The organism is Micromonospora thermarum (assembly GCF_012034245.1).
Taxonomy (GTDB): Bacteria; Actinomycetota; Actinomycetes; order Mycobacteriales; family Micromonosporaceae; genus Micromonospora; species Micromonospora thermarum.
On the sequence record NZ_JAATEO010000009.1, the window covers coordinates 122,811 to 145,280 of the forward strand.

General features: G+C 72.0%; 22 protein-coding genes. 16 read left to right on the forward strand and 6 right to left on the reverse strand.

Features of this window, described 5'->3' with window-relative positions; all coding sequences use genetic code 11:
• Positions 1–33 precede the first annotated feature (33 nt).
• The 3 genes from HCJ94_RS10695 to tkt all read right to left on the reverse strand — a co-directional run bounded on the left by HCJ94_RS10695 (position 34) and on the right by tkt (position 5,093).
• Positions 34–1,683, reverse strand: coding sequence for a phosphoglucose isomerase-related protein (locus HCJ94_RS10695; protein WP_168000818.1), 1,650 nt, complete (start codon positions 1,681–1,683; stop codon positions 34–36).
• 76 nt (positions 1,684–1,759) lie between these two features.
• Entirely contained in the window at positions 1,760–2,938 is a 1,179-nt protein-coding gene (gene tal / locus HCJ94_RS10700; RefSeq protein WP_168000819.1) for a transaldolase, read from the reverse strand.
• A 16-nt stretch (positions 2,939–2,954) separates the two neighbouring features.
• A complete protein-coding gene (gene tkt / locus HCJ94_RS10705; protein ID WP_168000820.1) occupies positions 2,955–5,093 on the reverse strand; it encodes a transketolase in 2,139 nt (712 codons plus the stop codon).
• A gap of 265 nt (positions 5,094–5,358) precedes the next feature.
• Here tkt and HCJ94_RS10710 point away from each other — a divergent pair, with 265 nt between their 5' ends.
• The 3 genes from HCJ94_RS10710 to HCJ94_RS10720 all read left to right on the forward strand — a co-directional run bounded on the left by HCJ94_RS10710 (position 5,359) and on the right by HCJ94_RS10720 (position 7,838).
• Positions 5,359–6,315: a heme o synthase gene (locus tag HCJ94_RS10710; RefSeq protein WP_168000821.1), complete on the forward strand. Its 957-nt coding sequence runs from the start codon at positions 5,359–5,361 to the stop codon at positions 6,313–6,315.
• A gap of 263 nt (positions 6,316–6,578) precedes the next feature.
• Positions 6,579–6,911, forward strand: coding sequence for a hypothetical protein (locus tag HCJ94_RS10715; RefSeq protein ID WP_168000822.1), 333 nt, complete (start codon positions 6,579–6,581; stop codon positions 6,909–6,911).
• A gap of 6 nt (positions 6,912–6,917) precedes the next feature.
• Positions 6,918–7,838 (forward strand): ATP-grasp domain-containing protein, encoded by a 921-nt coding sequence (locus tag HCJ94_RS10720; protein ID WP_168000823.1) that lies wholly within the window; start codon positions 6,918–6,920, stop codon positions 7,836–7,838.
• 129 nt (positions 7,839–7,967) lie between these two features.
• Here the strand turns inward: HCJ94_RS10720 and HCJ94_RS10725 are convergent, their stop codons facing one another.
• Positions 7,968–8,933, reverse strand: coding sequence for a COX15/CtaA family protein (locus HCJ94_RS10725; protein WP_309227217.1), 966 nt, complete (start codon positions 8,931–8,933; stop codon positions 7,968–7,970).
• A gap of 98 nt (positions 8,934–9,031) precedes the next feature.
• On the opposite strand from HCJ94_RS10725, the gene HCJ94_RS10730 reads away from it, so the two are divergent.
• The 10 genes from HCJ94_RS10730 to HCJ94_RS10775 all read left to right on the forward strand — a co-directional run bounded on the left by HCJ94_RS10730 (position 9,032) and on the right by HCJ94_RS10775 (position 17,549).
• Positions 9,032–9,787, forward strand: coding sequence for a helix-turn-helix transcriptional regulator (locus tag HCJ94_RS10730; protein WP_168000825.1), 756 nt, complete (start codon positions 9,032–9,034; stop codon positions 9,785–9,787).
• The gene (gene sufB / locus HCJ94_RS10735) at positions 9,784–11,214 is read left to right on the forward strand and encodes a Fe-S cluster assembly protein SufB (RefSeq protein WP_168000826.1); all 1,431 of its coding nucleotides are present in this window, start codon (positions 9,784–9,786) and stop codon (positions 11,212–11,214) included. The genes HCJ94_RS10730 and sufB overlap by 4 nt, the downstream gene beginning before the upstream one ends.
• A gap of 128 nt (positions 11,215–11,342) precedes the next feature.
• Positions 11,343–12,539 (forward strand): Fe-S cluster assembly protein SufD, encoded by a 1,197-nt coding sequence (gene sufD, locus HCJ94_RS10740; protein ID WP_168000827.1) that lies wholly within the window; start codon positions 11,343–11,345, stop codon positions 12,537–12,539.
• Positions 12,539–12,865: a non-heme iron oxygenase ferredoxin subunit gene (locus HCJ94_RS10745; RefSeq protein WP_155331245.1), complete on the forward strand. Its 327-nt coding sequence runs from the start codon at positions 12,539–12,541 to the stop codon at positions 12,863–12,865. The genes sufD and HCJ94_RS10745 overlap by 1 nt, the downstream gene beginning before the upstream one ends.
• Entirely contained in the window at positions 12,865–13,638 is a 774-nt protein-coding gene (sufC, locus tag HCJ94_RS10750; protein WP_168000828.1) for a Fe-S cluster assembly ATPase SufC, read from the forward strand. The genes HCJ94_RS10745 and sufC overlap by 1 nt, the downstream gene beginning before the upstream one ends.
• Positions 13,639–13,663: 25 nt before the next feature.
• Entirely contained in the window at positions 13,664–14,968 is a 1,305-nt protein-coding gene (locus HCJ94_RS10755; protein WP_168000829.1) for a cysteine desulfurase, read from the forward strand.
• Complete coding sequence (gene sufU, locus HCJ94_RS10760) at positions 14,968–15,444, forward strand: Fe-S cluster assembly sulfur transfer protein SufU (RefSeq protein ID WP_168000830.1); 477 nt, start codon at positions 14,968–14,970, stop codon at positions 15,442–15,444. The genes HCJ94_RS10755 and sufU overlap by 1 nt, the downstream gene beginning before the upstream one ends.
• Positions 15,441–15,815: a metal-sulfur cluster assembly factor gene (locus HCJ94_RS10765; protein WP_155331249.1), complete on the forward strand. Its 375-nt coding sequence runs from the start codon at positions 15,441–15,443 to the stop codon at positions 15,813–15,815. Before sufU ends, HCJ94_RS10765 begins: the two co-directional genes overlap by 4 nt.
• A gap of 310 nt (positions 15,816–16,125) precedes the next feature.
• Entirely contained in the window at positions 16,126–16,752 is a 627-nt protein-coding gene (locus tag HCJ94_RS10770) for a LysE family transporter (RefSeq protein ID WP_168000831.1), read from the forward strand.
• Between the two features lie 134 nt (positions 16,753–16,886).
• Entirely contained in the window at positions 16,887–17,549 is a 663-nt protein-coding gene (locus tag HCJ94_RS10775; RefSeq protein WP_309227218.1) for an acVLRF1 family peptidyl-tRNA hydrolase, read from the forward strand.
• 156 nt (positions 17,550–17,705) lie between these two features.
• Here the strand turns inward: HCJ94_RS10775 and ypfJ are convergent, their stop codons facing one another.
• Positions 17,706–18,617: a KPN_02809 family neutral zinc metallopeptidase gene (ypfJ, locus tag HCJ94_RS10780; protein ID WP_168000832.1), complete on the reverse strand. Its 912-nt coding sequence runs from the start codon at positions 18,615–18,617 to the stop codon at positions 17,706–17,708.
• A 245-nt stretch (positions 18,618–18,862) separates the two neighbouring features.
• Between ypfJ and HCJ94_RS10785 the strand changes: the two genes are divergently transcribed.
• Positions 18,863–20,470, forward strand: coding sequence for an ABC-F family ATP-binding cassette domain-containing protein (locus HCJ94_RS10785; RefSeq protein ID WP_168000833.1), 1,608 nt, complete (start codon positions 18,863–18,865; stop codon positions 20,468–20,470).
• Between the two features lie 78 nt (positions 20,471–20,548).
• Here HCJ94_RS10785 and HCJ94_RS10790 read toward each other — a convergent pair whose 3' ends face one another.
• Positions 20,549–21,148 (reverse strand): cadmium resistance transporter, encoded by a 600-nt coding sequence (locus tag HCJ94_RS10790; protein WP_168000834.1) that lies wholly within the window; start codon positions 21,146–21,148, stop codon positions 20,549–20,551.
• A 225-nt stretch (positions 21,149–21,373) separates the two neighbouring features.
• Between HCJ94_RS10790 and HCJ94_RS10795 the strand changes: the two genes are divergently transcribed.
• Together HCJ94_RS10795 and HCJ94_RS10800 are read left to right on the forward strand one after the other, a co-directional pair.
• A complete protein-coding gene (locus tag HCJ94_RS10795; protein WP_007462679.1) occupies positions 21,374–21,601 on the forward strand; it encodes a helix-turn-helix domain-containing protein in 228 nt (75 codons plus the stop codon).
• Between the two features lie 46 nt (positions 21,602–21,647).
• The gene (locus HCJ94_RS10800; protein WP_168000835.1) at positions 21,648–22,415 is read left to right on the forward strand and encodes an enoyl-CoA hydratase/isomerase family protein; all 768 of its coding nucleotides are present in this window, start codon (positions 21,648–21,650) and stop codon (positions 22,413–22,415) included.
• The last annotated feature ends 55 nt before the right edge of the window (positions 22,416–22,470 follow it).

The following is a 22,470-nucleotide window of genomic DNA, read 5'->3' on the forward strand; positions in this document are numbered from 1 at the left end:
CTCCTCGCTCCGCCTCGGTCACGTCCGTCATCGTCACGCGCGCGCTGTCCCGACCGCATCGAGCAGCTGGGCCACGCCGGCGGACCGGTCGGTCAGGTGCAGCCGCAACAGCGGGCGCTTCCGGCCGGCCAGGGCCTGCCGGTCGCCGGCGGCCTGCGCCGCCTGCAGCTCCCCGAAGGTGTACGGCTTGCCGGGCACCGCCAGATCAACGTCGACCGCGCCGGTGATCTGGAGGAAGCTGCCGAGCTGCGGACCGCCCTTGTGGTACTGGCCGGTGGAGTGCAGGAAACGCGGCCCCCAGCCGAAGGTGACCGGCCGGTCGGTGCGCCCGGCGAGCAGCGGCCGCAGCCGGGCCGCGTCGGCGTCGGCGAACCGGTCGAGGTACGCCATCACGGCGAGATACCCGTCGTCCTCCACACCGTCGAGCAGCCAGCGCAGCACGCCGGCCAGGTCGCCCGGCGCGCCGGACGGGGCGTACACCTCGATCGCGCCCTCGGTGAACGACGGCGTCTCCGCCGGCGGGCCGGAGGCCAGGATCTTGTTGGTGTTGTCCTTGGACTCGGTGACGTTCGGCTGGTTGAACGGGTCGATGCCGAGCACCACGCCGGCGATAGCGGTGGCGTACTCCCAGGTCAGGAACTGGGCGCCGAGCGGGCCGTTGACCGCCACGTCCGGGTCGGCGCCGCCGCCGGGGACGGTGCCGGGAGGCAGCGCGCCGCCGTAGGTCACGGTGAGCACGTTCCGGCCGGTGGTGCCCGGGCCCCGCGGCGACTCGACCACGACCGGGAGGATGCCGAGGCCGGCCTTGCCGGTCGATTCGGCGACCAGCTGCTCGATCCAGTCGCCGAGGCCGTCGATTCCGGTGCCGTCGGAGATCAGCGCGACCTTGTCCCGGCCCATCGTCGCCGCCGCGCCGAGCGCGGCGCCGAGTGCCAGCCCCGGGTTGTCCCGGTCCCCGCCCAGGGACTCGGCGAGCGCGTCGGCCTCGTCGAGGATGTCGGCCACCTCGACGCCGGCCAGCGCCGTCGGGACCAGCCCGAACGCGGTCAGCGCCGAGTAGCGCCCGCCCACGTTCGGATCGGCCAGGACGCAGAACGCGCCCATCTCGGCGGCGGTCTGCTCGAGCGGCGAGCCCGGGTCGGTCACCACGACGAAGTGCCGGCCGGCCTCCTCCTCGGTCATCCCGGCGTCCAGGAACGCCTGCCAGTACGCGCGGCGGTGGCTGTCGGTCTCCACCGTGGAGCCGGACTTGCTGGCCACCACGACCACCGTCCGCTCCAGCCGGTCGGCCAGCGCCGCCCGGACCTGGCCCGGGTCGGTGGTGTCCAGCACGGTCAGCGGCTTGCCGAGGGTACGCGCGATCACCTCGGGGGCCAGCGACGAGCCGCCCATGCCGGCGAGCACGACGTGGTCCAGGTCGCCCAGCTCCGCCTTCAGCTCGGCGAGCTGGGGGAGCAGTTCACGGCTGCGGCGGTGGGTGTCCACCCAGCCGAGGCGGATCTTCGCCTCGGCCTCAGCGTCCGGACCCCACAGGCTCGGGTCCTTGCGCGCCAGCCGGCCCGGGGCCTCGTTCGCGACGAGCGCCTGGCGGGTGGATGCGGGGGCGGACCGGTCGACGGCGTCCGCCCCGTACACGGCGAGCCCGGCCGCCGCCTCCACCGGCCCGGAGAGCAGGTCACTCACGCCGCCACCTCGCTTCGCTCGGCGGCGGCGCGAGGCGCCACACTGCTGTGCCTGATGGTTCGCTCGCTGCGCTCGCTCACGCGTTACCTCCGGCCTTCCGCGCGGCCTCGGCGCTGCCCTTGGCGGCGGCGCCCGGGTGCCCGGTGCCCTTGACCGCCGCCTCCAGCGACTTGCGGACGCCGTCGAGCAGCTCGTTCCAGCTCGCCTCGAACTTCTCCACGCCCTCGCGCTCCAGCGTCTCGATCACGTCGGCCATGTCGACGCCCACCGACTCCAGACCCGCGAAGACCTGCCGGGCGTCGTCGTACGCGCCGGTGACGGTGTCGCCCCGGACCTCGCCGTGGTCGGCGAACGCGTGGATCACCGCCTCCGGCATGGTGTTGACCGTGCCGGGCGCGATCAGCTCCTCCACGTAGATCACGTCCCGGTAGTCCGGGTTCTTCGTCGAGGTGGACGCCCACAGTGGGCGCTGCGGGTGCGCCCCGGCGTCGGCGAGGGCCTGCCAGCGGGCGGAGGAGAAGACCTCGGTGTACCGCTCGTACGCCAGCCGCGCGTTGGCCACCGCGGCCTTGCCGCGCAGCGCCCTCGCGTCCGCCGAGCCGATCTTCTCCAGGCGCTTGTCGACCTCCGTGTCGACCCGGGACACGAAGAACGACGCCACCGAGCCGATCTTGGACAGGTCGTGGCCGTTCGCCTTCGCCTGCTCAAGGCCGGCGAGGAACGCGTCCATGACCGCCGAGTACCGGTCCAGGCCGAAGATCAGGGTGACGTTCACGCTGATGCCCTCGGCCAGGGTGGCGGTGATCGCCGGCAGGCCGGCCTCGGTGGCCGGGATCTTGATGAACAGGTTCGGCCGGTCGACCAGCCACCAGAGCGCCTTGGCCTCGGCGACGGTCCGCTCCGTCTCGTACGCCAGCCGCGGGTCCACCTCCAGGGAGACCCGGCCGTCGACCCCGGCGGTGGCGTCGTACGCCGGGCGCATCACGTCGCACGCCCACCGCACGTCGTACGCGGTGAGGTTGCGCACCGCCTCCTCGACGTCCACCCCGCGGATCGCCAGGTCGCGCAGCTGCCAGTCGTACTCGTCGGCGTCGCTCAACGCCTTGGCGAAGATCGTCGGATTGCTGGTCACGCCGACGAGGTGCTTCTCGCGGCGCAGCTGGTCCAGCCCGCCGGAGCTGAGCCGTACCCGTGAAAGATCATCGAGCCAGACCGCCACGCCCGCGGCGGTGAGCTCACCCAACCTGTCCGTCATGCCGTCCACGCTCCCCTCAGTTGCCGGTGGTGAAACCAGTGATGTCACCGACGCGGGTCAGCGCCGCGTGCGCGGCGGCCACGATCCGGTCGGGGGTGAACCCGAACTGCTCGAAGAGCATCGAGTGCGGCGCGCTCGCGCCGTAGTGCTCCAGGCTGACGGTCTCGCCGCAGTCGCCGACGATCGCGCGCCACGACATCGCGATACCCGCCTCCACGCTCACGCGCGCCTTCACCGCCCGCGGCAGGACCGACTCGCGGTACGCCTCGTCCTGCTCGGCGAACCACTCCTGGCACGGCATCGACACCACGCGGGTGGGGGTGCCGTCGGCCTCCAGCCGCTCGCGGGCGGTGAGGCACAGCTGCACCTCCGACCCGGTGCCGACGATGATCACCTGCGGCTTGCCGGTCGACGCCTCGGCCAGCACGTACCCGCCCTTCGCCACGCCCTCGGCGCCGGCCAGCGTCGACCGGTCGAAGGTCGGCAGCGCCTGGCGGCTGAGCGCCAGCGCGGTCGGCCGGTCGGTGTGCTCCAGCGCCTGCCGCCAGGCCCACGCGGTCTCGTTCGCGTCGGCCGGGCGGACCACGTCCAGGCCCGGGATGGCCCGCAACGCGCTCAGGTGCTCCACCGGCTGGTGGGTCGGGCCGTCCTCGCCGAGGCCGATCGAGTCGTGCGTCCAGACGTAGATCACCGGCAGCTTCATCAGCGCCGCGAGCCGGACCGAGGGGCGCATGTAGTCGCTGAAGACGAGGAACGTGCCGCCGTACGGGCGGGTGCCGCCGTGCAGGGCGATGCCGTTGAGGATCGCGCCCATCGCGTGCTCGCGGATGCCGAAGTGCAGCGTGCGGCCGTACTCGTGGCCGGGGAAGTCCTTGGTCGCGTGCACGGCCGGGACGAACGACGGCTCGCCCTTCATGGTGGTGTTGTTGCTCTCGGCCAGGTCGGCCGAGCCGCCCCACAGCTCCGGCAGCACCGGCGCGAGCGCCTCGAGTACCTTGCCGGAGGCCGCGCGGGTGGCGATGCCCTTGGCGTCGGCCGGGAACTCCGGCAGCGCGTCCGTCCAGCCCGTCGGAAGCGTGCGGGTGGCCAGCCGGTCCCACAGCGCCTTGCGCTCGGCGTTCCCCTGCGCCCAGGTCTCGAAGGCCTCGGTCCACGCGCGCTGCGCCGCCGCGCCGCGCTCCATCACCTGCCGGGCGTGCTTGAGCACGTCCTCGTCGACCTCGAACGTCCGCTGGGGGTCGAAGCCGAGGACCTGCTTGGTGGCGGCGACCTCGTCGGCGCCGAGCGCCGAGCCGTGGATCTTGCCGGTGTTCTGCTTGTTGGGGGCGGGCCAGCCGATGATGGTGCGCAGCGCGATGAAGGAGGGGCGGCCGGTCTCCGCCTTGGCGGCCAGCAGCGCCCGGTACAGGGCCTCCACGTCCTCGTGGTAGTCGCCCTGGTCGGCGTCGCCGCGGCGCCAGTCCACCGTCTGCACGTGCCAGCCGTACGCCTCGTAGCGGGCCGCGACGTCCTCGCTCTTGGCGATGCGGGTGTCGTCCTCGATCGAGATCTCGTTGTCGTCGTAGATCACGCAGAGGTTGCCCAGCTGCTGGTGCCCGGCGAGCGCGCTGGCCTCGTGGGAGATGCCCTCCTCGATGTCGCCGTCCGAGGCGATGCACCAGATGTCGTGGTCGAAGACCGAGCCGCCCGGCTCGCTCTCCGGGTCGAACAGGCCGCGCTCGCGGCGGGCCGCCATCGCCATGCCGACCGCGTTGCCCATGCCCTGCCCGAGCGGGCCGGTCGTGGTCTCCACGCCCGGGGTGTGCCCGTGCTCCGGGTGGCCCGGGGTGAGCGAACCCCACTGCCGCAGCGACTTCAGGTCCTCCAGGCCCAGCGGGTACCCGGAGAGGAACAGCTGGATGTACAGGGTGAGGCTGGAGTGGCCGGCGGAGAGGACGAACCGGTCCCGGCCGGGCCAGGTCGGGTCCGCGGGGTTGTGTCGCATGACCCGGTTGAAGAGCAGGTAGGCCGCGGGCGCGAGGCTCATCGCGGTGCCCGGGTGGCCGTTGCCGGATTTCTCCACGGCGTCCATGGCCAGCACACGGACCGTGTCGACGGCCCGGCGGTCGAGGTCGGACCAGTTCAGTGCGGGATGCTCGGGTCGGTTGGCAGCCACGATGGTTGTGCTCCTCGGCAGATGGGCGGAACCCTCACTGGTGACCCTATCGAGCGGTCCTAAACGTCCGCCCAGGGATCTCTGCATGCTGTTCTGTACGCGTCCGCGCGGTTCCACGTTCGATCGAAGGTGTGACGCCTCGCACCGTTGCCGGGCCGCCCGGGCTGCCAAAACGACAGCGCGTAGTGTGTGGGGCGGTGTGTGGACCCCGAGGCGGGCCGCGCCGACCCCGACCTCCCCAGCCGACGCCGGAAGGTGGCAATCCGTGAGCATGATCACCGAGCGCCCCGTCAGAAACTCTGCCGGGCAGCCGGTGCGCACGGTGGCGGCCGAGTCGGCCACCTCGCGGCGGGACGTGCGGGCGGTCGTCGCGGCGTACGTGGCGTTGACCAAGCCCCGGATCGTCGAGCTGCTGCTGGTCACCACCGTGCCCGCGATGATGCTCGCCCACGGCGGGATGCCCTCGCTGTGGCTGGTCGCCGTGGTGCTGGTCGGCGGGTCGCTCGCCGCCGGCGCGGCCAGCGTCCTCAACTGCTACATCGACCGGGACATCGACCAGCTCATGCGGCGGACCAAGCGCCGCCCGCTGCCGGCGCACACCGTGACGCCGCGCGCGGCGCTGGTCTTCGGTCTGGTGCTGGCGGTGGTGTCGGTGGCACTGATGGCGGCGTTCACCAACCTCCTGGCAGCCGGCCTCACCCTGGCCGCGATCGTCTACTACGACCTCGTCTACACCGCCTGGCTCAAGCGGACCACCGCGGCGAACACCTTCTGGGGCGGCGCGTGCGGGGCCGCGCCGGTGCTGATCGGCTGGGCGGCGGTGACCGGTTCGCTGGCGCCGGCCGCCTGGGCGCTGTTCGCGGTGGTCTTCTTCTGGCAGATGCCGCACTTCTACCCCCTCGCGATGAAGTACAAGGACGACTACGCGCGGGCCGGCATCCCGATGCTGCCGGTGGTCGCGTCCACCCGGCGGGTCAACGCCGAGATCCTGGTCTTCGCGTGGCTGACCGTGCTCACCTCGCTGGCGGTCTGGCCGCTCGGGATGAGCGCCGTCTACGGGGTGCCGACCCTGGTGGTGGGCGGGATCTTCGTGGTGGAGGCGCACAAGCTCGCCCGCCGGGCGACCCGGGGCGAGGCGGTCAAGCCGATGCGGCTGTTCCACTGGTCCACGACCTACCTGACCATCGTGTTCGCGGCGGTCGCGCTCGACGCATTGATCTGATCCGTCGCCGAAGAGTCCGGACAAGTCATCCTCATGGATGACTTGTCCGGCTTTTTCATTTAGTCATGGGGGCTTTCCTCACACCGGCGGGACTGTCTTTCGCGTTCACGTCTGGGCAACTTTGTCGCCACCTGTTCGTGAGGAAATTACGGATAAGTACGGGCGAATCACCTGTGCTCTTCCTTAAACCTCGGGGTAATTGGCATCACAAAAGGTTCACGGAACTCGCCCGCACGGGTGCGGGTCTGCTTAGGCTTCGCGTCATGGCAGATGGTTCCGATACGACGCTGACGGCTGAGCAGACCACCGACCAGGCTCCCAACGGCCTGGTTGCCGGTATCAAGTCGTTCGCCGCCGGACACGGCGGGGCGAAGGCGGTCATCGAGTACGTCGGCAAGCGCGGCGCACGCATCGTCCTCGTCGGCTCCGACGGGGCCTGGGGCGACCAGTTCGCGGACGACACCGTCGTCGCGCGGCAGGCGTGCGCCAAGGCGGGAGTCACCGTCGAGAACGCCTGGGAGCGTGAACTGATGGACCAGATGCGTCCGAGCAACGACCTCTGGCGGTCGATGGCCCGGCGCACGATGGCCCGTTGACATAAATTGACCAACCACCACCAGCCGACCCGGGGGGAACCCCGGGTCGCTCTCGTCACCTGCGCCGCCCTGCCCGACCTGGAGGACGACGACCGCCTCGTCGTCGCTCCCCTCGCCGCCCGGGGCGTCACCGCCGTACCGGTCGTCTGGGACGACCCCGCCGTCGACTGGGCCGGCTACGACCTCGCGGTGCTCCGCTCGCCCTGGGACTACATGCCCCGCCGCGACGAGTTCGTCGCCTGGGCGGCGGCCGTGCCGACCCTGGCGAACCCGGCGGAGGTCATCGCCTGGAACACCGACAAGCGGTACCTCGACGAGCTCTCCGCCGCCGGGGTGCCGACGGTCCCCACCGCGTGGGTCACCCCCGGCGAGGAGTGGGAGCTGCCGGGCGAGCACGGCGAGTACGTGCTCAAGCCCTCGGTGAGCGCCGGCAGCCAGGACACCGGCCGGTACGACCTGGCCGATCCGGAGCACCGCGATCTCGCCCGGGAGCACGTGCGGCGGCTCGGCGCGGCCGGGCGGGTCACCATGGTCCAGCCGTACCTCTCGGCGGTCGACACCGCCGGTGAGAGCGCTCTGCTGTTCCTCGCCGGCCCCGGCGGGCTGGCCTTCAGCCACGCGATCCGCAAGGGCGCGATGCTGACCGGCCCCGACCTCGGCGTCGACGGCCTCTACAAGCCCGAGGCGATCACCGCCCGCACCGCCACCGCGGAGCAGTTGGCGGTGGCCGAGAAGACGCTCGCGGCGGTGCCGGGCGGCCCCGACCGGCTGCTCTACGCCCGGGTCGACCTGATCCCGGGTGCCGACGGCAGCCCGGTCCTGGTCGAGCTGGAGCTCACCGAGCCGTCCCTCTTCCTCGGATACGCCGACGGCGCCCCCGAGCGCCTCGCCGAAGCGATCCTCACCCACCTCACCAGCCGCATCTGACGCCCGCGCCACCCGTGTCGAAGTGGGTGGCGTGGCCGCAGGGCGCGGCAACTTCGGGGAAGTTGCTGTCTCAAGCGGCAGCGAGGGGACATCTTCCCCGAAGTTGTCCCCTCACGACGGCAGCGATCGTCAGGCGTGGACCGCGACCGGTGCCTCGGTGGCGGGCGTGGTCTCGGTGGGGGCGGGTGGGCGGCGTTCGCGGGTCGACCAGAGCACCGACAAGGTCGCCAGCCAGACCAGGCAGGAGCCGAGCATGTGGGCGCCGACGAGGATGGCCGGCAGATTCGTGAAGTACTGGACAAAGCCGACGATTCCCTGAGCCAGCTCGACGACGAGCAGCATGCGGGCGGCGCGGACGGCGCTCGCCGGCCCGCCGACCGCCCGTAGCGCCAGCCACAGCGCCAGACTCAGGCCGACCAGGAGGAACACCAGGTCGGCGTGCACCTGGGAGATCGACTCGGGGTTCAGCCCGTTGCGCACCGCGTCGGCGTCACCGGCGTGTGGCCCGCTGCCGGTCACCGCCACGCCGACGACGATCACCGCCGCGCTGGCCGCGACCGTGATCTGCACCAGCGTCCGGAGCGGTGCCGGGACCAGGGGGCGCGTCGGGCCGTCCGGTTCGCCGATGCGACGCCAGAGGGCGTAGGCGGCCAGCAGCAGCACCATGGAGACCACGAAATGGATGCCGACGATCGAGGGGTGCAGTTGCATCCGCACCGTGATTCCGCCGATCACCGCCTGCGCCGCGATGCCCAGCACCACCGCCACGGCCAGCAGCACCACGCTGCGCCGGCGCGGGCGGTGCGCCCATGCGGCCAGCAGGGTGGCGCCGGCGATCAGCACCAGGACGAAGGTGAGCAGGCGGTTGCCGAACTCGATCACGCCGTGCACGCCCATCTCGGCCGTCGTCACGTACGACTCGTCCGTGCACCGCGGCCACGTGGGGCAGCCGAGGCCGGACGCCGTGAGCCGGACCGCCCCGCCGGTGACGACGATCGCGACGTTCGCGATGATGTTGGCGAACGCCAGACGGCGCAGCAGGGTGCTGGAGACCGGGAACCGGACGGCAGGAGTCACGGCGCAAATCCTACGCACCGTAGTGGTACCCGATCGGGTGACTCCGCCGGTGCGGTGGTTCGGATCACCGGCCCCCGGGTTTGCGGGGCCCTTGCGAATTACGTAACGTTGGCGTTGTGAAAAACGCGGCGGAGGTCTCCGGGCACCGGCCGGCGCCCGTACCGGCCGCCGGTCAGTCTGCCGCGTCCGACCTCTCGACCCGCGACCGGGTCACCCAGCTGCTGCTGGAGCGGGGCGCCACGACCGCCGCCCAGCTCGGCGACGCGCTCGGGCTCAGCCCGGCCGCCATCCGCCGGCACCTCGACGCCATGCTCGCCGAGGGCGACGTGGTCGCCCGCGAGCAGGCGGTGCGCGGCCACCGGGGAAGAGGCCGACCCGCAAAGGTGTTCCTGCTGACCGAAGCGGCCCGGGTCCGCTGCGGCACCCACCACTACGACAACATGGCGACCGCCGCGCTGCGCTGGATCGCCCGGAACGGTGGGCCGGAGGCGGTGGAGGCGTTCGCCGCCGATCAGGTGGCCACCCTGGAGGCCCGGTGCCGGGCCGCCATGGAGGACGCCGGCGACGACCCCCTCGCGCGGGCGGAGGCGCTCGCCGGAGCGCTGACCGCCGAGGGCTACGCTGCCAACGCGTCCACGATCGCCTCGGGCGGCCAGCTGTGCCAGCACCACTGCCCGGTGGCGCACGTGGCCGCCGAGTTCCCTCAGCTGTGCGAGGCCGAGACCGCGGTGATCTCCCGTCTGGTCGGCACCCACGTGCAGCGCCTGGCCACCATCGCGCACGGCGACGGGGTGTGCACCACGCACATCCCGGCCCAGCCGGGGCGTGCCCAGTCCGGTAAGACCGTCACCACTGTGAGGACAGATAGATGACCGAGCAGATCGTCCAGCCCCTGACCCAGGAGGAGCAGCTCGCCGCCCTGGGCAACTACGAGTACGGCTGGGCCGACCCCGACGTCGCCGGGGCGATCGCCCAGCGCGGTCTCAGCGAGGCGGTGGTGCGGGACATCTCGGCCAAGAAGAACGAGCCGGCCTGGATGCTCGACCTGCGCCTGAAGGGCCTGCGGCTGTTCGACCGCAAGCCGATGCCGGCGTGGGGCGCCGACCTCACCGGGATCGACTTCGACAACATCAAGTACTTCGTGCGGTCCACGGAGAAGCAGGCCACCAGCTGGGAGGACCTGCCCGAGGACATTAAGAACACCTACGACAAGCTGGGCATCCCCGAGGCGGAGAAGCAGCGCCTCGTCGCCGGTGTCGCGGCGCAGTACGAGTCCGAGGTCGTCTACCACAAGATCCGTGAGGACCTGGAGGAGCAGGGTGTCGTCTTCCTCGACACCGACACCGCCCTCAAGGAGCACGAGGACCTCTTCAAGGAGTACTTCGGCACGGTGATCCCGGTCGGCGACAACAAGTTCGCCGCCCTGAACACCTCCGTGTGGTCCGGTGGCTCGTTCATCTACGTGCCGAAGGGCGTGCACGTGGAGATCCCGCTGCAGGCCTACTTCCGGATCAACACGGAGAACATGGGCCAGTTCGAGCGGACGCTGATCATCGTCGACGAGGGCGCGTACGTGCACTACGTCGAGGGCTGCACCGCGCCCATCTACTCCTCGGACTCGCTGCACAGCGCCGTGGTGGAGATCATCGTCAAGAAGAACGCGCGCTGCCGCTACACGACCATCCAGAACTGGTCGAACAACGTCTACAACCTGGTCACCAAGCGCGCCGTGTGCCACGAGGGCGCGACCATGGAGTGGATCGACGGCAACATCGGCTCCAAGGTCACCATGAAGTACCCGGCGGTCTACATGACCGGCGAGCACGCCAAGGGCGAGGTGCTCTCGGTGGCCATGGCGGGCGAGGGCCAGCACCAGGACGCCGGCGCCAAGATGGTGCACGCCGCGCCGCACACCAGCAGCACCATCGTCTCCAAGTCGATCGCCCGGGGCGGCGGCCGCACCTCGTACCGGGGCCTGGTCCAGGTGCTGGAGGGCTCGCACAGCAGCAAGAGCACGGTGAAGTGCGACGCGCTGCTGGTCGACACCATCTCCCGCTCGGACACCTACCCGTACGTCGACATCCGCGAGGACGACGTGTCGATGGGGCACGAGGCGACCGTCTCCAAGGTCAGCGAGGACCAGCTCTTCTACCTGATGAGCCGCGGCCTCAGCGAGGACGAGGCGATGGCGATGATCGTCCGCGGCTTCATCGAGCCGATCGCGAAGGAGCTCCCGATGGAGTACGCGCTGGAGCTCAACCGCCTGATCGAGCTGCAGATGGAGGGCGCGGTCGGCTGACGCCGGACCGCGGACCCCGACCTGTCGGGCGGGGGCCGCGCGGACCCGACCCGTCAGGCCGGGCCGCGCGAACCCCGACCCACCCTCCGGTTAATGACACCGTCGTCGCAGAACAGACCAAGGAAGAGATGACTACCCAGGCTTCCGCGCCGCCCAGCACCAAGTCGCAGGCGCTCCGCTCGTACGACGTCGCCGACTTCCCGGCCCTCACCGGCCTGGAGGAGGAGTGGCGCTTCACCCCGCTCAAGCGGCTGCGCGGGCTGACCAGCGACGGCTCCAGGTCGCCGCGCGGCGCCAGCCGCGCCGAGCTGGAGTCGTCGGACGGGGTGCGGGCCGCGACCGGCACGGTCGGGCACGAGTACGGCGACCTCCCGGCCGGCGTCACCGTCGAGCGGATCGGCTCGGACGACCCCCGGGTCGGCAGCGTGCTCACCCCGGTCGACCGGATCAGCGCCCTCGCGTACGGCGGTGCGGACGGTGCGCTGCTGGTGCAGGTCGCCCGCGAGGCCGTGGTGGCCGAGCCGGTGACCGTGCGAGTGGTCGGTCAGGGCGCCGACAGCCTGGCGTACGGGCACACCTTCGTCGAGGTGGGCCGGTTCGCCGAGGCGGTCCTGGTGCTGGAGCACGTCGGCTCGGCGACGCTCGCTGACAACGTCGAGGTCTCCGTGGCCGACGGCGCGAAGCTCACCCTGGTCACCGTGTCCGACTGGGCCGACGACGCGGTGCAGGCGCAGCACCTCAAGGTCAAGCTGGGCCGGGACGCGCGCGTGCTGCACGTCCAGGTGACCCTCGGCGGTGACCTGGTCCGCCAGTACACGACCGTCGAGTACACCGAGCGCGGCGGCGAGGCCGAGCTGTACGGCGTGTACTTCGCCGACTCGGGCCAGCACCTGGAGCACCGGCAGTTGGTCGACCACAGCGTGCCGGACTGCCGCAGCTACGTCGGCTACCGGGGCGCGCTCCAGGGCGAGAGCGCCCGCACCGTCTGGGTCGGCGACGTGCTGATCCGCGCCGAGGCGACCGGCACCGACACGTACGAGATCAACCGGAACCTGCTGCTCACCGACGGCGCGCGGGCGGACTCCGTACCCAATCTGGAGATCGAGACCGGCGAGATCGCCGGCGCCGGCCACGCGAGCGCGACCGGCCGTTTCGACGACGAGCAGCTGTTCTACCTGATGGCCCGGGGCATCCCGGAGGCCGAGGCCCGGCGCCTGGTGGTCCGCGGCTTCTTCGCCGAGCTGCTCAACAAGATCCCGGTGGAGTCCCTGCGCGAGCGCCTGGGCGAGGCGATCGAGGCCCGGCTGTCGAAGGCCGGCGCCTGATGATCCGCATCTGCTCCACCGAGGACGTGCCGAAGGGCACCGCGATCAGCGCGGACGTCGACGGCACGCAGATCGCGCTGGTGCACGGCGAGGACGGCGAGTTCTACGCCGTGTACGACGAGTGCTCGCACGCCGCGGTCGCCCTCTCCGAGGGGGAGGTCGAGGGCTGCACGCTGGAATGCTGGCTGCACGGCTCGCGTTTCGACCTGCGGACCGGCGAGCCGACCGGGCTGCCCGCCACCGAACCCGTACCCGTCTACCCCGTCGAGATCCGCGACGGTGACATCTACGTCGACCTGACGCCGAGCAATGGAGTGACCCGATAATGAGCACCCTGGAGATCCGCGACCTGCAGGTGTCGGTGAAGCTGCCCGAGGGTGAGCTCAAGCCGATCCTGCACGGCGTCAACCTGACCGTGAGGTCGGGGGAGACCCACGCGATCATGGGCCCGAACGGCTCCGGCAAGTCGACCCTGGCGTACTCGATCGCCGGTCACCCGAAGTACGAGATCACCGGCGGTTCGGTGACCCTCGACGGCGAGGACGTCCTGGAGATGTCCGTCGACGAGCGGGCCCGCGCCGGCCTCTTCCTGGCCATGCAGTACCCGGTCGAGGTCCCCGGCGTCTCGGTGGCGAACTTCCTGCGCACCGCCAAGACCGCGATCGACGGCGAGGCGCCGAAGCTGCGCACCTGGGGTGGCGAGCTGCGCGGCGCCATGGAGCGCCTCCAGATGGACCCGGCCTTCGCCCAGCGCAACGTCAACGAGGGCTTCTCCGGCGGTGAGAAGAAGCGGCACGAGATCGTGCAGCTGGAACTGCTCAAGCCGAAGATGGCGATCCTCGACGAGACCGACTCCGGCCTCGACGTGGACGCGCTGCGCGTGGTCAGCCAGGGCGTCAACCGGGTGCGCGACACCGGCGACACCGGCCTGCTGCTGATCACCCACTACACGCGGATCCTGCGCTACATCAAGCCGGACTTCGTGCACGTGTTCGTCGCCGGTCGGATCGTCGAGGAGGGCGGCCCGGAGCTGGCCGACAAGCTCGAGGAAGAGGGCTACGAGCGGTACGTCGCCGGGGCCGGTTCGGCGCGGGCCTGACGCCGAGGAAGGGCTGGTCAGGACGATGACCTCCATCGCGTTCCCGGCGGGCATGCCGCAGTACGACGACGTGCCGCGCTTCGACGTCGCCGCGGTGCGCGCCGACTTCCCGATCCTGGACCGGGAGGTCAACGGGCACCCGCTGGTCTACCTGGACAGCGCGAACACCTCGCACAAGCCGCGCCAGGTGCTCGACGTGCTGCGCGAGCACTACGAGCGGCACAACGCCAACGTGTCGCGGTCGGTGCACACGCTGGGCACCGAGGCGACCGAGGCGTACGAGGGCGCGCGGGCCAAGGTGGCCGCGTTCATCAACGCGCCGAGTGTGGACGAGGTGGTGTTCACCAAGAACTCCACCGAGGCGATCAACATCGTGGCGTACGCGTTCTCGAACGCCTCGCTGCGCCCGGACGCCGACCCGCGCTTCCGCCTGGGCCCGGGTGACGAGGTGGTGATCTCCGAGATGGAGCACCACTCGAACATCGTCCCGTGGCAGCTGCTGTGCGAGCGCACCGGCGCGACCCTGCGCTGGTTCCCGGTCACCGACCACGGCCGCCTCGACGAGTCGGGCCTGGAGGACCTGGTCACCGAACGGACGAAGATCGTCTCGTTGGTGCACATGTCCAACATCCTCGGCACCGTCAACGCCACCGCGCGGATCACCCAGCGGGTCCGCGAGGTGGGTGCGCTGCTGCTGCTCGACTGCTCGCAGTCGGTGCCGCACATGCCGATGGACGTGGTCGACTACGACGCGGACTTCATCGTCTTCACCGGGCACAAGATGTGCGGCCCGACCGGCATCGGCGTGCTGTGGGGCCGGGCGGAGCTGCTCGCGGCGATGCCGCCGGTGCTCGGCGGCGGCTCGATGATCGAGACCGTGGCGATGTCGGGGTCGACGTTCGCCGCGCCGCCGGCCCGGTTCGAGGCGGGCACCCCGCCGATCGCCGAGGCCGTCGGCCTCGGCGCGGCGGTGGACTACCTGTCCGGCATCGGCATGCGGGCCATCCAGTGGCATGAGAAGCAGCTGACCGCGTACGCGCTGGACGCCCTGGCGACCGTCCCGGGCCTGCGGGTCTTCGGCCCGACGGTGCCGGTCGGCCGGGGCGGCACGATCTCGTTCGCGCTCGGCGACATCCACCCGCACGACGTCGGCCAGGTCCTGGACTCGCTCGGCGTGCAGGTGCGGGTGGGCCACCACTGCGCCCGTCCGGTCTGCACCCGGTTCGGGGTGCCGGCCACGACCCGGGCGTCGTTCTACCTCTACACCACCACGGAGGAGATCGACGCCCTGGTGGCGGGCCTGGAGCAGGTGCGGAAGGTGTTCGACTGATGCAGCTCGACCAGCTCTACCAGGAGATCATCCTGGACCACTACAAGCACCCGCACGGCCGCGGCCTGCGCGACGCGGACGACCCGGCGGCGACCGTCGCCGAGGCGCACCACGTCAACCCGACCTGCGGTGACGAGGTCACCATCCGGGTGGCCACCGACGGCGAGGTGCTGCACGACGTCTCGTACGACGGCATGGGCTGCTCGATCAGCCAGGCGTCGGCGAGCGTGCTGCACGAGCTGCTCGCCGGCCGGAAGGCCGGCGAGGCGGCTGTGGTGCACGAGGCGTTCGTGGAGTTGATGTCCGGTCGTGGCCAGGTCACGCCGGACGAGGACGTGCTCGGCGACGGGGTCGCGTTCGCGGGCGTCGCCCGCTACCCCGCCCGGGTCAAGTGCGCGCTGCTGCCGTGGATGGCGTTCAAGGACGCCGCGGCACGCGCCGGTGTGGGCGTCAGCCCGACGGAGGTGAAGGCATGAGCAGCGAGGAAACCGCCACCGCGGCGACGCCGGCGACCGGCGGCGGCAAGGCCGCCGTCGCCGACATCGAGGAGGCGATGAAGGACGTCGTCGACCCGGAGCTGGGCATCAACGTGGTCGACCTGGGCCTGGTGTACGGCGTCCACGTCGACGACGAGAACGTCGCCACCCTGGACATGACGCTCACCTCGGCGGCCTGCCCACTGACCGACGTCATCGAGGACCAGGCCCGGTCGGCGCTGACCACCGGCCCCGGCGGCGGCCTGGTCAAGGACATCCGGATCAACTGGGTCTGGCTGCCGCCGTGGGGGCCCGACAAGATCACCGACGAGGGGCGCGACCAGCTCCGCTCCCTCGGCTTCAACGTCTGACCGGCCGGTCGGAGATCGGGCGCGGCATCCCCGGTGGGTGCCGCGCCCGATGCTTGTCCGGGGTTGGTGTGACAAGATCCACTCGGCTTTCCTGAAGTCGGGGTGTTGGCACGCGGGACACCCCGATTTCCATGAAGGCGAGTGGATCACGCCGAGCCCGGGCGGGAATTCGGTGGACCGCCGGGTTCGGGGTGGCGCAGGATGACCGGGTGATCGAGGCGTACCCCATGCAGGTTCCTGTCCGCGCGGCCAGCACCGCGCGTCGACAGCGGCCCGCGCCCGGGTCCGGCTCGACCCGCCACCCACGATCGTGACCGGCGCGTTCCTGGCCGGGCTGGTCGCCGGGTACGGCGTCGCGATCCCGGTCGGCGCCATCGCCGTCCTCATCATGGGGCTCGCCGCGCGGACCTCGTTCCGGGTGGGAGCCGCCGCCGCGCTCGGCGTCGCCACCGCGGACGGCCTGTACGCCGCCGTCGCCGCCCTCGGCGGTGCGGCCCTGGCCGCCCTGATCGCCCCCATCGCCGGTCCGCTGCGCGTGGTCGCCGCGCTGGTGCTGCTCGGCCTCGCCGCCCGCACCGCCTGGCGGGCCCTCCGCCCGGCAGCCGGCACCACGACCGACACCCCGCGGCGGGGGCTGGACGGCCCGTCCCGGGCGTTCGCCGGGGTGCTCGCGCTGACCCTGCTCAACCCGGCGACGGTCGTCTACTTCGCGGCGCTCGTCCTCGGCCGGCGGGACGCCGCCGACCCCGACCTCACCGTGGCGGGCGCGTTCGTGCTCGGGGCGTTCCTCGCGTCGGCGAGCTGGCAGTTGCTGATCGCCGGGGGCGGTACCCTGGTCGGCCGCGTGCTCGCCGGCCCGCGCGGCCGCCTGCTGACGGCCCTAACCTCCAGCGCCATCATCGCCACCCTCGCCTTCGCGACCCTCCTGTCGGGATAACCCCCACTCCCCTCCCCGCGATCTTGCAGCTTCGGCCCCCTGATTGTGGCTTTCGCCCTGGTTCGACCGGGCCGGAAGTGCAAGATCGCGGGGGAGGAGGGGGCGGGGATGGCGGGGTGTCGTAGGTTCGGGGCGTGAGCAGCAGGCCTGCAGCCGGGGGCGGTCGCTGGGTCGAGGTGGACCCGGGACGGGTGCGGCGCTGGGTTGACGGCTTTGCTGGCCGGCATGGCTCGCCCGAGGTTGGTCCGCAGGAGTACGGGCTGCTGCTCACCGCCCCGGACGGCGCGACCGCCGAGCTGCACGCCCCGCCCGGTGCGCCGGGCGCCGGGGATCTCGACGGATACGTCGCTGCCGCCACCGCGCCCCGGCGGATCGGCCTGCTGCTCGCCCGCAAGGGCGCGGTGGCGGTCGGGATCGCTGTGGGGGAGGACCTCGTGGTGTCGAAGGTGGACACCCGCTACGTGCAGGGCCGTACCGCCGCGGGCGGCTGGTCGCAGCAGCGCTTCGCACGACGGCGGGACAACCAGGCGAAGGCGGCGCTGGGTGACGCGGTGGACCTGGCCGTACGGCTGCTCCTGCCGGAGGCGGCGACGCTGGCCGCCCTGGTCTGCGGCGGTGACCGGCGGGCGGTGGACACCGTGCTGGCCGACCGACGGCTGGCCCCGCTCGCGGCGTTGCGCGCGGACCGGCTGCTCGACGTGCCCGAGCCCCGGCACGCGGTGCTGGTCGACGCGATCGCCGCCGCCCGCGCGGTCCGGATCCGGGTCCGCGACCCGGCGCCCGAGCGCGCCGACTGACGTCAGCGGTTGGCGGTGCCGTCGCGTCGCCGCCCGCCCTGCACCGCCCAACAGGAGGCTCGGCTGACCAGGTCGTGATGCCGCCCCTGGGCCCGTGCGCGCGGAAGGACCCCGGCGTCGGGTGATCGCCGGGGTCCTGTCGCGGGCGGTCGCCGGTCAGACCGCCCCGGAGAACGTGTCGCAGGACTTCGGGTCGCCGGTCTCGTAGCCCTTCGTGAACCACTCGCGGCGCTGCGCGGACGAGCCGTGGGTGAACTCGTCCGGGTTCACCGGCCGGTTCGCCCGCTCGGAGATGGCGTCGTCGCCGATCTTCTCCGCGGTGTCGATGGCCTGGGCGATGTCCTGCTCGCTGATGCTCTTGAAGATCTTCTGCCCGCTCTCGTCGGCGGTGCCGGTGGCGTTCTTCGCCCACGCCCCGGCGTAGCAGTCGGCCTGGAGCTCCAGCTTCACCGACAGCGCGTTGGCGTTGTCCGGGTCGCGCTGCTGCTGGCGGCGCACCTGCTCGTTGGTGCCGAGCAGGTTCTGCACGTGGTGGCCGTACTCGTGGGCCAGCACGTACGGCTGGGCGAACTCGCCCTCCGCGCCGAGCTGCTGGGCGAGCACCCGGTAGAAGCTCAGGTCGATGTACACCTGCGCGTCGGCGGGGCAGTAGAACGGGCCCACCCCGGAGTCGGCCTGCCCGCACGCGGTGTTGACGGCCTGGCTGAAGAAGACGGTGTCGGTGGCGCGGTACTGCTCACCGAACGCCTGCGGCAGGGCGGTCCGCCAGTACGCCTGGATCGAGTTGACGTACAGGGTGTTGCGGCAGTCGAGCTGCTGGAGGGCGTCGTCCGCGGAGCACTTCTGCTCCAGGGAGGTGTTGTCGCCCTGCTCGCCGCCGTTGGTGGCCGCGTTCAGGCCGAACCCGCCGCCGACGAGGGCGACCAGCACCGCGATGATGATTCCGACGATGCCGCCCCGCCCGCCGCCGATCGGGATGGGGATCCCGCCGATGCCACCGCCGCCACCGGACCCCCGCCGGTCGTCCACCTGGCTGGTGTCGATCCGCGCCTTCTCGTTCAGCTCCATGTCGCTACCCCGATCACCGTCTGATTCCGTGTGTGGTTGCGGTACCGGACCGGGTCCGGACGTCCGTTTCCGTACCCGATGATCTTGGGCGGTAATCCGGCGGGTCGATCCGGCGACGCCCGGTACACTTGCCGCGTGCTGCTCTGCGAAGGCTGAACCGCCCCGCGCCGACGGGTCTCCCGCCCGCCGGCGCTCTCGCGTGCCCTGAGTCAGCCCTTCCAGACCCCGAGAGCGAGTCCTCCGACATGATCACTGCCACCGGCCTGGAGCTCCGTGCCGGCGCCCGGATCCTGCTGTCCGACACCACGCTGCGGGTGCAGCCCGGCGACCGGATCGGCCTGGTCGGCCGCAACGGCGCCGGCAAGACCACCACGCTGAAGGTCCTGGCCGGCGAGGGCCAGCCGTACGCCGGGCAGCTCGACCGGCGCAGCAACATCGGCTACCTGCCGCAGGACCCACGTACCGGCGACCTGGAGGTCACCGGGCGCGACCGGGTGCTCTCGGCCCGCGGCCTGGACGTGCTGATGGCCCAGATGAAGGAGCTGGAGGCGAAGCTCGCCGAGGGGGCCGACGACGAGAAGCTGGTCCGCCGCTACGGCGCGCTGGAGGACCAGTTCGCCTCCCTCGGCGGGTACGCGGCCGAGGCGGAGGCCGCCCGCATCTGCGCCAACCTCGGCCTGCCCGACCGGGCCCTCGCACAGACCATCGGCACCCTCTCCGGCGGCCAGCGCCGCCGCATCGAGCTGGCGCGGATCCTCTTCCGCGACGCGGGCGAGAACGGCGGCGGCATCCTGCTGCTCGACGAGCCGACCAACCACCTGGACGCCGACTCGATCACCTGGCTGCGCGGGTTCCTCGCCAACCACAAGGGCGGCCTCATCGTGATCTCCCACGACGCCTCGCTCCTGGAGGCCGTCGTCAACAAGGTCTGGTTCCTCGACGCCACCCGCTCCGTGGTGGACGTCTACAACCTGGGCTGGAAGGCGTACCTGGAGGCGCGGGAGACCGACGAGCGGCGTCGCCGCCGGGAGCGGGCCAACGCCGAGAAGAAGGCCGGCGCCCTGATGGCGCAGGCCGACAAGATGCGGGCGAAGGCCACCAAGACGGTCGCCGCGCAGAACATGGCCCGCCGCGCCGAGCGGCTGCTGTCCGGCCTGGACGAGGTCCGGGTCGCCGACAAGGTGGCGAAGGTGCGCTTCCCGACCCCCGCGCCGTGCGGGAAGACGCCGCTGACGGCCAGCGGCCTGTCCAAGTCGTACGGGTCGCTGGAGATCTTCACCGACGTCGACGTGGCGGTGGACCGGGGTTCCCGGGTGGCGATCCTCGGCCTCAACGGCGCCGGCAAGACCACCCTGCTGCGGATCCTCGGCGGCCTGCTGGAGCCGGACACCGGCGAGGTCCGGCCGGGCCACGGGCTGCGGCTGGGCTACTACGCCCAGGAGCACGAGACCCTGGACGTGGAGCGGACCATCCTCGAACACATGCGCAGCGCCGCGCCGGAGCAGAGCGACACGGACCTGCGCAAGATCCTCGGCGCGTTCCTGTTCTCCGGCGAGGACGTGGACAAGCCGGCCGGGGTGCTCTCCGGTGGCGAGAAGACCCGGCTGGCGCTGGCCACCCTGGTCTGCTCCGGCGCGAACGTGCTGCTGCTGGACGAGCCGACGAACAACCTCGACCCGGTCAGCCGCGAGCAGGTGCTCGACGCCATCGCGCGCTACCCGGGGGCGATCGTGCTGGTCACGCACGACCCCGGTGCGGTGTCGGCGCTCAAGCCGGACCGGGCGATCCTGCTGCCCGACGGCGACGAGGACGCCTGGAGCGACGACCTCCTCGAACTGGTCGAGCTGGCCTGACGCCCGCCGGCCCGCCCTCGCCGGAGTCGTGGCGGTCCGCGCCGGCGTGGCCGCCACGACGTCGGGGTCACGGCGGGGTCAGCGGGCCAGGTCGAGCAGGGCGCCGACCACGCCGGAGGTGACCAGGATGACCACGCCGATGGCGACGAGGACCGCCGGGACGAGCCAGTGGCCGGCGCGCTCGACCAGCCGGACCACCCGGGGGTGGCCGCCCAGCCACGCCCCGGCGGCGCACCACAGGGCGATGAGCACCACGAAGACCAGCAGGAAGACGGCGCTGTCGGCGGGGCCCAGCGCTCGGAACACCGGCACGTAGACCGCCACGTTGTCGGCGCCGTTGGCGATCGTCACGCCGGCCACACCGAGCGTCCCGCCGACCACCGCGGGCGTCTCGTCGTCGTCCCGGTCCAGCAGCGCCCGGACGCCCAGCGCGACGGGCAGCAGGCCGAGTAGGCCGGTCCACGGGTCGGGGACGACGAGCAGCCCGGCCGCCACCACCGCGCTGGCCAGGGCGAGCGCCCCGATGCCGAGGTACTGCCCGGCGACGATCTGTCCGGGCCTGGGCCGCCCGGTGGTGCGGGCGGCGACGAAGAACAGCGTCAGGATGACGATGTCGTCGACGTCGGTGGCGGCGAAGACCACCGCCGCGCCGGCCGCGCTGCCGAGAAGATCGAACACGCCAGGGAGGGTACGGCGTCCGTGGCCGCTCCGGCGCCTGCCGCGTCCGCGCCGGGCCGACCGGCCGGTCCGGTGGCCCCGGTCCGCGGGGTCACCCTATCGGGAACCTGACATCGCATAGCGTGTCGGTTGGCGAATAGTTGATATCTGGCGCATGATCGTTCGAGGCGGTCTAATAGGTGGGACCGTATCCGAACCGCACAGTCTGGGACGTGAGGACACAGCATGGCAGCCACTGGCACAGCCACCAGCACTGAGAAGGGTCGCCGGATCGTCGGAGCCGAGCGTCAGACGCTCGCCAAGGACCTGGTTAAGCGGTACACCTCGGGGGAGAGCATCCGCGCGCTCGCGGCCTCGACCGGCCGTTCCTACGGGTTCATCCACCGGGTGCTCACCGAGTCCGGGGTTCAGCTGCGCCAGCGCGGCGGCGCCCGGCGTCGCAAGAAGGCGTGACCCGCCCACCAGCGTCGTCCATCAGCGCCGCGCCCCGGGCCGCCCGGTGACCGCCGAGGCGACCGGGGTACGGCTGGAATGCGACGGGCCGATCGCCACGGTCACGTTGTGTCGGCCCGACGTGCTCAACGCCCAGACCCCGGCGATGTGGCGCGCGATGAGCGACTTTTCCCGGGACCTGCCCGGCGACGTGCGCGTCGTGGTCGTGCGCGGCGAGGGCCGGGCGTTCTCCGCCGGCCTCGACCTGTCGGTGGCCGGTGCGACCGGGCCCGGCTCGTTCGCCGAGCTGTCCGCCCTGCCCGAGCAGGAGTGCGCGGACCGTATCGCCGAGTTCCAGGCCGGCTTCACCTGGCTGCACCGACCCGACCTGATCTCCGTGGCGGCCGTGCAGGGGCACGCGATCGGCGCCGGCTTCCAGTTGGCGCTCGCCTGCGACCTGCGCGTGCTCACCGAGGACGCCAAGCTCTCCATGGCCGAGGTGACGCTCGGCCTGGTCCCGGACCTCGCCGGCACCAAACGCCTGGTCGAGCTCGTGGGATATTCGCGCGCCCTGGAGATCTGCGCCACCGGCCGGCGGATGGACGCCGCCGAGGCCGACCGGATCGGCCTGGCCACCCTGGTGGTGCCGACCGCCGAGCTGGACGGCGCCGTCCGGGACCTGACCGCCGGGCTGCTCGCCGGCAACCGGGACGCGGTCGTGGAGATCAAGGCGCTGCTCGCCGGTGCGGCCGGCCGGTCGCACGCCGACCAGCAGCGGGTGGAGCGGGAGGCGCAGACCCGCCGGCTGCGCGACCTCGCCGGGCGGGGAGAATAGTCAGTAAGGACCGTTCGGGAAGATCCGGGTTACGACCGAGGTTGTCAGAGGCGTC